Origin of the sequence: Nocardioides zeae (assembly GCF_010686755.1) — a bacterium.
In the GTDB taxonomy this organism is placed as follows: Bacteria; Actinomycetota; Actinomycetes; order Propionibacteriales; family Nocardioidaceae; genus Nocardioides; species Nocardioides zeae.
The window spans coordinates 194,406-206,161 of sequence record NZ_JAAGXA010000005.1; the positions used below are offsets into that span (position 1 = coordinate 194,406).

Sequence of the window (11,756 nt, forward strand, 5' to 3'; positions counted from 1 at the left end):
TCTGCAGCGCGGCGGGCGCGCGTGCACTACGGTTCGCTGGAACGCGCCCAGCCGATCGAGGCGCACGACACGCTCGGGGCGTCGCTGCGAGCAGGAACGAGAACCTCCGCATGCTGCCTGCTACCACCCGCCGCGCCGTCGTCCGCTCCGCCGCCTGGTCGGTCCCGGCGATCGCCGTCGCCTCGGCGGCGCCCGCCCTGGCCGCCAGCAACGCGGGAACGGCCACGGTCGTCTCCGCCCGCGCCTCGACGACGTCGCGCACGGGATCGGTGCTCCTGACCCTGGTTCCCGCGCCGACCTCCACCCCGTCGCCGGCGGTCACCTACAGCGACAGTGGTGCGACGACCACGTCGTTCACGCTCGTGAGCAGCGGGGCCGGGGAGGCGACGTACCGGCTCGACTTCACGACGGGCAACCCCACCCCCGCGACGATCACGGTGGCCGTGGGCATCGCGGGGTACACACCGGCCTCGACCACGATCACGGCGAGCACGCCGGGCACCGTCGACCCGACCTTCGCCAACCCCGCACTGGTGAGCAGTGGTCGCACCATCGCCCTGCAGGCCGACGGGAAGATCGTCGTCGCCGGTGCCTTCACCGCAGCAGGGGGCGCCACCATGTCGCGCGCGGCCCGGTTCCACGCCGACGGCACCCGCGACCCGGGATTCGGCAACCCGGGGATCAGCAGCAACGTCAACAGCGTCGCGGTGCAGCCTGACGGCAAGGTCGTCGTGGGCGGCGGGTTCACCTCGGTGGGCGGCGTCAACCGTGGCAACCTCGCCCGCATCAATGCCGACGGCACCCTCGACGCGGGTTTTGCGAACCCTGCGGTCGGCGACAACGTGCGTGCGGTCGCCGTCCAGACCGACGGCAGGGTGCTCGCCGCCGGGTTCTTCACCACGGTGGCCGGTGGCGTGTCCCGGCGACGCCTCGCCCGATTCAACAGCGACGGCACGGTCGACGGCGCGTTCGCCGACCCCGGCCTCGACGCCCTCGCGCGCGCGGTCGTCGTGCAGCCCGACGGCAAGATCCTCGTCGGCGGCCAGTTCCGGACGGCCGGGGGCCGGGCCATGACGGGCGTCGCGCGCTTCAACAGCGACGGCTCGATCGACACGGGGTTCGCCAATCCGGCGCTCAACACGGGCGCCGATGTCTACACCTTGGCGGTCCAGCCCGACGGGAAGATCGTCGTGGCGGGGCTGGGCATCGCGGCGGCCGGCGCGACCACCACCAGCAACCTGTTCCGGCTCAACGCCGACGGCACCCTCGACACCTCGTTCGCACACCCCGGTTCGAACCGCACCCTGTGGGGCGTCACCGTGCAGCCCGACGGGAAGATCCTGGTCGCCGGCGACTTCACCACCATCGGTCCCGCCGCCACGCCGCGGAGGAACCTGGCGCGCTTCCTGCCCGACGGCTCCGTGGACCTCGATTTCGCCGACCCGCAGCTCAACTCCCTGGCCTATGCCACCGTGGTGCAGCCCGACGGCCGGATCGTGGTGTGCGGCCAGTTCTCGAGCGTCGGGTCGCCGGCGGTGGGGCGCAACGGACTGGCGCGTCTCCAGGGATGACACGCGGGCGGGCCACTCGACCGATGCGGCCCCGGACGCGGCTCAGGGCCGTCTAGGGTGACGCCGTGAGCCCCTCAGCGTTGCGGCCGGCCACGGGGTTCGCCTACCTCGACGGTCCCCACGGCGAGCACCGCACCCGTCCCCTGGCCTTCGCCCATCGCGGCGGCGCCGAGCACCCCGACCTCCGGGGCCTGGAGAACACGCTGCGTGCCTTCGAGCACGCGGTCGAGCTCGGTTACGGCTACCTCGAGACCGACGTGCAGGTGACGGCGGACGGCGAGCTCGTGGCGTTCCACGACACGATGCTCGACCGCGTCACCGGCACGTCGGGGTCGCTGGGTGACCTCACGGCCGCCGAGGTGCAGGCACTCAGCGTCGGCGACGGGGGGCGCGTGCCCCTGCTCGGCGAGCTCGTGGAGCGCTTCCCCACCGTCGGCTTCAACATCGACCTCAAGTGCGACCGCTCCCCCGCGGCGCTCGCCGCGTTCGTCGCCGCGCACGACCTCTGGGACCGGGTGCTCGTCGGCTCGTTCGCCCGCCGCCGCATCGCGGAGTTCCGCCGCCTCACCCGGCGACGGGTGCCGACAGCCGCCCACCGCGGCGAGATCCTGGCGTACCTCGCGCTGCCCGCGCCGCTCGCCCGTCGCGCGACGCCCGGCCGTCCGGCCGCGCTGCAGGTGCCGGTACGTCGCGTGCTCCCCGTCGTCACCGCCCGGCTGGTCCGTCGGGCCCACGCGGCGGGGCTGCACGTGCACGTGTGGACCGTCGACGAGCCCGCGGAGATGCGACGGCTGCTCGACCTGGGCGTCGACGGGTTGATGACGGACCGCACGGACCTGCTGCGCGCCGTGCTCGAGGAGCGCGGCGACTGGCCCCACGAGGAGGACCGATGAGCACCACCGAGGCACCCGCGGTCGGCAACCCGTACGCGGGACGCCGCTGGCCCGTCACCGCGTGGGGGTTGTGGGACTGGGGGTCGGCGGCGTTCAACGCCGTCATCACGACCTTCGTCTTCACCGTGTACCTCACGGCGGAGGACGACGCGGGCCAGCCGCTCTTCGGCCCCGGTGTCGACACCAAGCTGGGCTGGGCGCTCGCGGCCGCCGGCGTCCTCATCGCACTGCTGGCCCCCCTCACGGGCCAGCGCGCCGACCGCTCCGGACGGCGCACCTTCTGGCTCGCGATCCACACGGGCGTCGTCATCGTCGCGTCGGCGCTCATGTTCTTCGTGACGCCCGAGCCCAGCATGCTCCTGCTCGGCCTCTTCCTGCTGGCGGCGGGCAACGTCTTCTTCGAGCTCGCCTCGGTCAACTACAACGCGATGCTCAACGAGATCTCGACGCCGGCGACCGTCGGCCGCATCTCGGGGCTCGGCTGGGGCCTGGGCTACCTCGGCGGCATCGTGCTGCTGCTGTTCGTGTACTTCGGCTTCATCAGCCCCGACGTCGGGTTGTTCGGCATCACCGGCGACAACGGGCTCGACGTCCGCGTGACGATGCTCGTCTGCGCGATCTGGACCGCGGTGTTCTCCCTCCCCGTGATCCTCACCATCCGCGACGCCCCCCGGGGCGCGTCCGAGCGGGTCGCCGGACCGCGGACGGGGATCGTCGCGTCGTACCGGCACCTCTTCGCCACGGTCGGCGACCTGTGGCGCACCGATCGCAACACGGTGTACTTCCTCGGCGCCTCCGCCGTCTTCCGCGACGGCCTCGCGGGCGTCTTCACGTTCGGCGCCGTGCTCGCGGCCGGCAGCTTCGGGTTCTCCGCGGGTGGCGTCATCATCTTCGGCGTCGCGGCGAACGTGGTGGCGGGCATCGCCACCATCCTCTTCGGCCTGCTCGACGACCGGATCGGTCCGAAGCGCGTCATCGTCGGGTCGTTGACCGCGATGTGCGTGGCCGGCCTCGTGCTGTTCGTGCTCCACGACGGCGGCAGCACGGTGTTCTGGATCTTCGGCCTGGTGCTCTGCATCTTCGTCGGTCCGGCCCAGTCGGCCTCCCGGTCGCTCCTGGCCCGCCTCATCCCCGAGGGCCGGGAGGGCCAGGTGTTCGGCCTCTACGCGACGACGGGACGTGCCGCGAGCTTCCTCGCGCCCACGGCGTGGGCGTTGGCACTCACGATCGCCGCGGGGGTGACGGGGCGGTCCTCCGACGACGTGCAGTACGCCGGCATCCTCGGGATCCTCCTCGTGCTGCTCGCCGGCCTCCTCCTCCTGCTGCCGGTCAAGGCTCCCCGGCCGGGGCAGCCGCGCCCGACGGCGTGAGCCGTCCGCGGCGAGTTTCGGGAATCGTCGCGCGGCCAGTACCGTTGACAACTTGGCGCAGGAATGCGCCACCCCGAACGACGACCGGAGAGGTGGAGGTGCCGCATGGCTGAGCGCACGCTGCGAGGGGCACGACTGGGAGGTCAGAGCTTCGAGGACGAGCGCGGCATCGAGTTCGCCGCCCGTCAGCAGGTGGGGTACCGCTGCAAGCAGGGCCACGAGTTCGAGATCACCATGTCGGTCGAGGCCGACATCCCCGCCGTGTGGGAGTGCCCGCGCTGTGGGTCCGAGGGTCTGAGCACCGCCGGGATCCTGCCCGAGGAGAAGGCCGAGAAGCCGGCCCGCACCCACTGGGACATGCTGCTGGAGCGCCGCTCCGAGACCGAGCTCGAGGAGATCCTCACCGAGCGGCTCGAGCTGCTGCGCGGCGGCGAGATCGGCCCGGCGCACCTGCACCGCACCCGCAAGGGCTGACCCGCCCCGGCCCGGTCGGGAGGATCAGTCCTCGACGACCTCGCCCTGCACGACATCCCCGTCCCCCGGTTTCCGTCCGGGCCCGGCGGTGGGCCACGAGCCCGTCGGTACGCCGTACCGACGGGCTCGTCGCATCAACAGGGCGCGCACGGGCGTGCGCACGAGTCGCCGTCCCAGCACCAGCAGGAGCCCGACGAGGCCGTTGACCAGTCCGGGCAGGATCAGGAGCACCGCCCCGACGAAGACGAGCACGCCGTCGAGCAGCTCGTCCGCCGGAGGACGGCCCTCACGCGTCGCGGTCATCGCCGCCTGCCACGAGCGGCGCCCGGCCCGGCCGAGCACGACGAAGCCCAGCAGGGTCGAGCCGAGCACCAGCAGCACGGCGAGGGGGACCCCGACGAGGTCGGCGACGAGGAGGAACGCCCCGACCTCGACCGCGACGCCGACCACGAGGGGCAGCGTGAGCCGCAGGGCGCGCAGCCGCGCCCGTCGCACGGTGCCCGGGGGCAGGTCGTGCCGGGCCGACGGGTCGGGCCCGTGCGCCGGGTCGGGGCCGTGCGCCGGGTCGGGACCGGCCCCCAGGGGCTGGCTCACGACGCGCGGCGGCGGTCGCGGAACCTGCGCAGCTGGCTGCGGCGTTCCCGCAGGCCCCAGCGCGTGATGCGCGAGAGCGACTCGGAGGCCACGGAGCCCGTCATCTTGGAGTCGCCCCGCTCGCGCTCGACGAACTCGATGGGCACCTCGACGACCCGCAGGCCGTTCTTCACGGTGCGCCACGTCAGGTCGGTCTGGAAGACGTAGCCCGTCGACTCCACCGAGGCGAGGTCGATCTTCTCCAGGGTCGTGCGCCGGAACAGGCGGAAGCCGGCCGTGGCGTCGCGCACCTTCATGCCGAGCAGGAGCCGCACGTACAGGTTGCCGCCGCGGGACAGCAGCATCCGGGACCGCGGCCAGTTCACGACGGACCCGCCCGGCACCCAGCGGGAGCCGATCACGAGGTCCGCGCTCTCCAGCGCGCCCAGCAGGCGGCCGAGCTGCTCCGGCTGGTGGGAGCCGTCGGCGTCCATCTCCCCGATCACGTCGTAGCCGCGCTCGAGCGCGACGGCGAAGCCGTGGAGGTACGCCGCGCCCAGGCCCTCCTTGGCCGTGCGGTGCACGACGGTGACGGCCGGGTCGGCGGCGGCCAGCTCGTCGGCCAGGCGCCCCGTGCCGTCCGGGGAGCCGTCGTCCACGACGAGGACGTCGAGGTCGGGCTGCGCGGCCCGCAGCCGACCGACGATCCGCTCGATGTTGAGCGCCTCGTTGTAGGTGGGGACGACGATGATGCCTCGTCCGAGACCGCCGTTGGTCATCCGACTCTCTCCCTCGTGGTCGTCGCGGGACCCTCCCCCGCGGCGTCGTGCGCCTCGGCCCGCTCGTCCGGGGCCGCGCCGGCGGACCGAGCTCCACCGGAAGGCGTCATGCTACGTCGCCCGATCCGACCGCGGAGCAACCCACCCAGGGCGGCCAGCAGGGTCGTGGCGCCGAGCACGAGTGCGATCCCCGCGCCGTACCGCATCGCCGGGGAGACGGCGTCGTTGAGCACGACCTCGCCGGCCACGACCCCCTGCGTGCGGGTGTCGATGGTGGCCGCGACGGTGCCGTCGGGACGGATGATGCCGCTGACGCCGTTGATGGCGGCGACCACGAGGTACTTGCCCGACTCCAGCGCCCGCATCCGCGTCATCTCGAACTGCTGGTCGATCTGGTGGGTGCGGATGAACATGGCGTTGCTCGTCTGGACGGTGAGCATCTCGGCACCGGCGCCGACCTGCTCGCGGAACCCGTCGTCGTACGCGACGTCGAAGCAGATCGCGTTGCCCACCTGCACCCCGGCGACGTCGAGCGGGGTGGTGCGGACGCCGGAGAGCATGTCGCGCGGGATGAGGTCGAAGTCCTCGACGACCGAGGTGAACCAGGCGTTGCGGAACGGGATGTACTCGCCGAAGGGGACGGGGTGGCGCTTGGCGTAGCGGTCCCCCGGGCCGGTCGTCGGGTCCCACACGATGCCCTGGTTGAGCACCTGCTCGTCGTCGACCGCGTCGACCATGCCGCCGACGACCACCGGCACGCCCACCGCGGACACCGCGGCGTCGATCTCGGTGCGCGTGCGCCGGTCGAGGAACGGGTCGACCGCCGTGGAGTTCTCGGGCCACACGACGAAGCGCGGCTCCGGCTCCTCGCCGGCGTCGACGGCGGCGCCGAGCTCGATGGTGGACTCCACGTGGTTCTGCGTCACCTCGCGGTGCACGGGCACGACGTCGTCGCCCGCGCCCGGGACGTCGCCCTGCACGGCGGCGACCTCCACGACCTCGCCGCCGGAGGGCGCCTCGTAGGGGCGCACCGCGGCGAGCAGCACGACGGCGCCGACGGCGACGTAGGGCGCCACCAGCCCCCCGAGCGCCCGCCGGTCCCGCAGCGCGTCGTTCCCGCCGGTACGGCGCAGCTCCGCCACCCGCACGACCACCCAGGCCGTCACGGTGCCGAGCAGGGCCACCACGAACCCGACGCCAGCGGTGCCGAGGTAGGGCAGCAGCGGCGCGAAGCCGGTGTCCATCACGCCGAACGCCAGCCGACCCCACGGGAAGCCGCCGAAGGGCCACCCGGCGCGGAGCTCCTCGTAGGAGACCCACGCGGCCGCCACCCACAGGGGCCAACCGGGCAGGCGTTGCACGAGAGCCACCACGGGACCCAGGAGGAGGAAGTAGGCGGTCTCGATGAGCGAGAGCGCGATCCAGGCGTCGGTGCCGACGGCCCGCATCCACCACAGCAGGGAGAACGAGAAGACGCCGCCGAAGACCACGCCGATCCCGGCAGCCGCCGGCAGCCGCGCGCCACGGAGGGCCAGCGTGAGGCCGAGGAGGGCCAGCGGGCCGGCCAGGACGAGGCCGACCGGGGCGAACATGCAGGTCGTCACGGCGCCCGCGACCGCGGCGAGACCCGCGCGACGGCGGAAGGAGACGACCACGGGGAGAAGGTAGCCCAGGGGGCGTTCGCGCACGCATCCCGAGCACCGGACACGGGGCCGGGCACGGGGCCGGGGTCCAGCAGGGCGGAGGGGGTCGCCACGGCCTTCGGACCGACGTGGTCCCGACCGGATGCCAGGCTCACGAAGTTGTCTACGGACCGCGGACCCCCTCCGCATCCACCACCACGGTGCAGCTCCCTGGTGACCGTGCGGACCGACCGGGAAGTGGTGCGCGACCCGTCGGTCCACCCGCTCGCGCTCCAGGACCCCACGCGCGTGCTGCTCAGGTGAACGCGGGCCAGACTTCCGGTGACCGAGGGGTGGTGTCAACCTGGGGCTGACCTGCGGCGACAGGGTGTCCCCGCAGGTCAGCGACCATGCGGTCCACCCCAGGTTCCGGACGCGATTTTTCGGTCGTCCGGCGTGTCGCACGACGACACGCCGGAACCGTGCGCTAGTGCTGCGACGTCGTTCCGGCGGGCCCGGGGACGACGACGGTGCCGCGTGCCGTGGTCGCCACGATCGGCGGTTCCACGAGACGGCTGGCTCCCGGCTGGTCGACGGTCGGCGCGCCGCGGGCGACGATGCTCAGCACGAGGTCGAGGTCACGGGAGCGCCGACCGACGCGCACGAGCTCGGCACGCACCTCCACCACGTCGCCGGCCCGCACGGGAGCGTGGAACCGCACGTCGGCGTAGCCGGCGAAGAGGCCCTCGTCCCCGTCCGTGCGGATGCACATCTCCGTCGCCACGTCGCCGAAGAGCGCGAGCCCGAAGGCGCCGTCGACGAGCCCGCCCGCGTAGTGGGCGTGCCCGTGGTCGACGTAGCGCCGGTGGACCACGAGCTCACCCACCCGCGGCGGCTCCGGCGCGCTCACGCCGCGCTCCGCACGTGGTGGACGAGGTAGCTGGCCACCTCGGCCGGGGTGGTGCCCCGGGCGAAGATCCGGTCCACGCCGAGCTCCCCCGCCATCCGCTCGTCGAAGCGGGGGCCGCCGACGACCAGCAGTGGACGCCGCTCCGGGGCGCACGCCTCCCGGAACGCCGCCGACATCTCGCGGGTGTTGAGCAGGTGCGCGTCGCGCTGCGTGACGACCTGCGACACGAGCACCGCGTCGGCCCGCTCGGCGAGGGCCACCTCCACGAGGCGCGGGACCGCGACCTGCGCGCCGAGGTTCACCACCTTGATCTCCCGGTGGTACTCCAGGCCCTTCTCCCCCGCGAACCCCTTGATGTTGAGGATCGCGTCGATCCCCACCGTGTGGGCGTCGGTGCCGATGCAGGCGCCGACGACGACGAGGCGACGGCGCAGGCGCTCCCGGATGGCGAGGTCGATCTCCTTGGACCCCAGCAGCGGGTAGTCACGCTCGACCACCTCGACCGCGGCCGTGTCGACGAGGTGGCGCACCTTGCCGTAGACCACGAAGAAGGTGAAGTCCGGTCCCATGGGCTTGGCGTGGACCACCATCGCGGGGTCCATGCCCATCTTGTGGGCCAGCTGCTCGGCGGCGCCCTCGGCGACCTTGTCGTGGGGCAGCGGCAGCGTGAAGGACACCTGCACCATGCCGTCCCCGGTCGTGTCACCGTAGGGGCGGACGAGGCGCCCCTCCCGGGACGGAGGTGCGGCCGCCCCGGGGGGCGGGTCGGACAGCTGCGTCATGCGGGCTCCTCCTCGAGCAGCTCGGTGGCGGGGTTGTGGTAGCCCGGCGCGCGTTCCGCGACGCCCTCGAGCCCCCGGCCGCCGTCGGCCGGGCGGCGCATGAGGCCGAACGTCCCGTCGGCGATGGCGTCGAGCAGGCCGTGCTCGTGCTCGCAGATCCGCTCCATCAGGTCGATGGACTCGGCGAGCACCCGGTGGGCGCGCTGCACGATGACGCCGTCGGGTGCCGGGTGGAAGTCCTCGTGGAGCCGGCCGGCGGCCTCCAGGACGTACCGGACGTTCTGCAGCGCCAGGTCGCGGTCGGAGAGGAACGGGGTGACGACCGCCTCGGTCATCATGCCCACGAGGAGGATGCCCTGGCCGGTGAGCGCACCGGCGAGGTTGAAGAAGCCGTCGAGCAGGTAGCCCCGGAACACGTCGCCCGTCATGTGCCGCGTGGGCGGCATCCACTTGAGCGGGGCGTCGGGGAAGAGCTCGCGGGCGAGGAGCGCGTGCGCCAGCTCGAGGCGGAACGAGTCCGGGACGGCGGGGTCGATCTCGAAGGCGTGGCCGAGCCCCAGCAGGTCGTCGGAGAGGCCTGCCTCGCGGGCGAAGTACTCGTTGAGCAGCTGGCTCGTCGTGACCGTGTGAGCGGCCTCGATCGCATCGGCCGTCGTCAGGTAGTTGTCCTCGCCGGTGTTGATGACGATGCCGGCCCGGGCGTGGACCTGGCGGCTGAACCGCTGGTCGACGAAGGTGCGCACCGGGTTGATGTCGCGGAAGAGGATCCCGTACATGGAGTCGTTGAGCATCATGTCGAGACGCTCGAGGCCCGCCAGGACGGCGATCTCCGGCATGCACAGCCCGCTGGCGTAGTTGGTGAGCCGGACGTACCGGCCCAGCTCCCGGCTGGTCTCGTCGAGCGCCGCCCGCATGAGCCGGAAGTTCTCCTGCGTCGCGTAGGTGCCCGCGAACCCCTCGCGCGTGGCGCCCTCGGGCACGTAGTCGAGGAGGCTCTGCCCGGTGCTGCGGATGACGGCGATGACGTCGGCGCCCTCGCGCGCGGCGGCCTGCGCCTGCGGGATGTCCTCGTGGATGTCGCCCGTGGCGACGATGAGGTAGATCCACGGCTGGCGCGGTGCGTCACCGATCGTGGCCAGCAGGTGGTCACGCTCCGCCCGCCGGGCGTCGACCCGGGCCAGGCCGTGCCCGACCTGCTGTCGCGCCGCGGACCGCGCGCGCTCCGCGTCGACCCCGGCGGGCAGGCGGAAGCGCACGGAGCCGGCCGCCGCCTTCTGCGCCAGCACGCCCAGGTCGTCCGCCTCCCCGCGCACCAGGGCGTCCCACACCGGCAGCGCGACCCCGTGGGGGAGCGCGTCCTCCCCCAGCCCGGACCGCACCGCGTCGAGGAGCAGGTTGGCCCAGGGCGTGCCGTCCGGGTCAGCCCCGGCCAGGCCGGCGAGACGCAGCGTCGCCCGCTCCACCGCGACGGTCGTGTGCGCCTTCGCGAGCTCGACCACGGGTGCACCGACGCGGGCGGCGAGGGCCCGGGCGCGCCGTACGGTCTCGTCGGGGAGACCCAGCTTGGCGCTCACCGGTGGCCCCCGCGGGCCTCGACGAGGGCGCGCGCCGCCGGGTGGCGCCGGACGAGGTCGAGGGCGTACGTCGCGTGGCCCGGCACGTAGCCGTTGCCGACGAGCATGGTGACGTCGGCGGCCAGCCCTTCGGCACCGAGGGCCGCGGCGGTGAAGGAGGTCGCCATCGAGAAGAAGACGACCGTGCCGCCGTCGGCGGTCGCGAGCACGGCGCCGCCCTCGCAGCCGGGCACGTCGACGCAGACGACGGTGACGTCGGCCGGTCCACCGGCGGCGGTGACGGCGTCGCGGAGCGCGAGGGGATCCCGGGCGTCGGCGACCACGACGGTCTCCGCGAGCCCACTGGCCTCCAGGGCCTGCTGCTCGGCGGCGTGCGGGACGACGCCGATGGTGCGGCCGGCTCCGGACTCCCGGGCGGCGGCCAGCGACAGCGAGCCGGACTTGCCGGCCCCGCCGACGACGGCGACGACGGGAGCGGTGCCGTGCTCCGCCCGGTGCTGCTCCACCACGCGACGGGTGAGGGCAGGCGCGCCGCAGACGTCGAGCACGGACAGCGCGAGACCCGCGGGCAGGTCCTCGGGCAGCCGGGCCACCACGGAGCGCCCGAACAGGATGGCGTGCCCGTCGGTGGCCACCTGCTCGCCGGCGCCGTCCCAGCGCTCGAGCCCGTCGGCGAGGGCGAGCGGGGTGAGGCTGAGGGAGACGAGGGTGGCGACGCGGTCGCCCACGGCGAGGCCGAGCGGTGAGTCGGGGCCGACCTCCTCGACCGTGCCGAGCAGCATCCCGCCGGAGCCGGTGACCGGGTTCTGCATCTTCCCGCGCTCCGCGACGATCCCGAGCACGGTGGCGCGGAGGGCGGCGACGTCCAGGTCGCCGCCCTCATCGGTGTGCTGCTCCCGCAGCTGGCGGTGGGACGCCGCGTCGAGGTTGAGGCGCTCGACCCGCACGCGCACCTCGTCGGGCCAGAGGGCGGCGCGGGCGTCGAGGCGGTGCGCGGCCTGCGGCAGCACGAGCGGGCGGTCGAGCACGCGGTGCACGCCGACGGGATCGGCGGGCAGCGCGCCCGGGCCGCCCGTGAGCGGGGCGTGCACGACGGGGACTGTCATTCCTTCTCCTCTGCGCGGTCATCGACCGAAGGATTTGCGGCGGCGGTGTCGACAGGGCGTAGAACCTCCACCTACTGTGGCATGGTTCACGCCACGCGGGCA

The 11,756-nt window shown here is 73.6% G+C and carries 11 protein-coding genes; 4 read left to right on the top strand and 7 right to left on the bottom strand.

All coding sequences use genetic code 11. The features are described from left to right. Positions 1-110: 110 nt before the first annotated feature. From G3T38_RS09055 to G3T38_RS09070, 4 genes are all read left to right on the top strand, one after another. Entirely contained in the window at positions 111-1,571 is a 1,461-nt protein-coding gene (locus G3T38_RS09055) for a hypothetical protein (protein WP_163771967.1), read from the top strand. A gap of 65 nt (positions 1,572-1,636) precedes the next feature. Next, positions 1,637-2,464 carry a glycerophosphodiester phosphodiesterase family protein gene (locus G3T38_RS09060; protein ID WP_338037553.1) on the top strand — a complete coding sequence of 276 codons (828 nt, stop codon included), beginning with the start codon at positions 1,637-1,639 and terminating at the stop codon, positions 2,462-2,464. Next, a complete protein-coding gene (locus G3T38_RS09065; protein WP_163771968.1) occupies positions 2,461-3,834 on the top strand; it encodes an MFS transporter in 1,374 nt (457 codons plus the stop codon). The genes G3T38_RS09060 and G3T38_RS09065 overlap by 4 nt, the downstream gene beginning before the upstream one ends. Positions 3,835-3,939: 105 nt before the next feature. Next, positions 3,940-4,308: an RNA polymerase-binding protein RbpA gene (locus G3T38_RS09070; protein WP_163771969.1), complete on the top strand. Its 369-nt coding sequence runs from the start codon at positions 3,940-3,942 to the stop codon at positions 4,306-4,308. Between the two features lie 24 nt (positions 4,309-4,332). On the opposite strand, the gene G3T38_RS09075 is transcribed toward G3T38_RS09070, so the two are convergent. The 7 genes from G3T38_RS09075 to kdd all read right to left on the bottom strand — a co-directional run bounded on the left by G3T38_RS09075 (position 4,333) and on the right by kdd (position 11,654). Beyond that, positions 4,333-4,902, bottom strand: coding sequence for an FxsA family protein (locus G3T38_RS09075; RefSeq protein WP_163771970.1), 570 nt, complete (start codon positions 4,900-4,902; stop codon positions 4,333-4,335). Beyond that, the gene (locus G3T38_RS09080; protein WP_163771971.1) at positions 4,899-5,660 is read right to left on the bottom strand and encodes a polyprenol monophosphomannose synthase; all 762 of its coding nucleotides are present in this window, start codon (positions 5,658-5,660) and stop codon (positions 4,899-4,901) included. Before G3T38_RS09080 ends, G3T38_RS09075 begins: the two co-directional genes overlap by 4 nt. Then, positions 5,657-7,315: an apolipoprotein N-acyltransferase gene (gene lnt, locus G3T38_RS09085; RefSeq protein ID WP_163771972.1), complete on the bottom strand. Its 1,659-nt coding sequence runs from the start codon at positions 7,313-7,315 to the stop codon at positions 5,657-5,659. Before lnt ends, G3T38_RS09080 begins: the two co-directional genes overlap by 4 nt. Before the next feature lie 454 nt (positions 7,316-7,769). Beyond that, complete coding sequence (kal, locus tag G3T38_RS09090; RefSeq protein ID WP_163771973.1) at positions 7,770-8,192, bottom strand: 3-aminobutyryl-CoA ammonia lyase; 423 nt, start codon at positions 8,190-8,192, stop codon at positions 7,770-7,772. Then, the gene (kamE, locus tag G3T38_RS09095) at positions 8,189-8,974 is read right to left on the bottom strand and encodes a lysine 5,6-aminomutase subunit beta (protein WP_163771974.1); all 786 of its coding nucleotides are present in this window, start codon (positions 8,972-8,974) and stop codon (positions 8,189-8,191) included. The genes kal and kamE overlap by 4 nt, the downstream gene beginning before the upstream one ends. Beyond that, on the bottom strand, positions 8,971-10,548 hold the full coding sequence (gene kamD / locus G3T38_RS09100; protein WP_163771975.1) for a lysine 5,6-aminomutase subunit alpha: 1,578 nt from the start codon (positions 10,546-10,548) through the stop codon (positions 8,971-8,973). Before kamD ends, kamE begins: the two co-directional genes overlap by 4 nt. Further along, a complete protein-coding gene (gene kdd, locus G3T38_RS09105; protein WP_163771976.1) occupies positions 10,545-11,654 on the bottom strand; it encodes an L-erythro-3,5-diaminohexanoate dehydrogenase in 1,110 nt (369 codons plus the stop codon). Before kdd ends, kamD begins: the two co-directional genes overlap by 4 nt. Between the last annotated feature and the right edge of the window lie 102 nt (positions 11,655-11,756).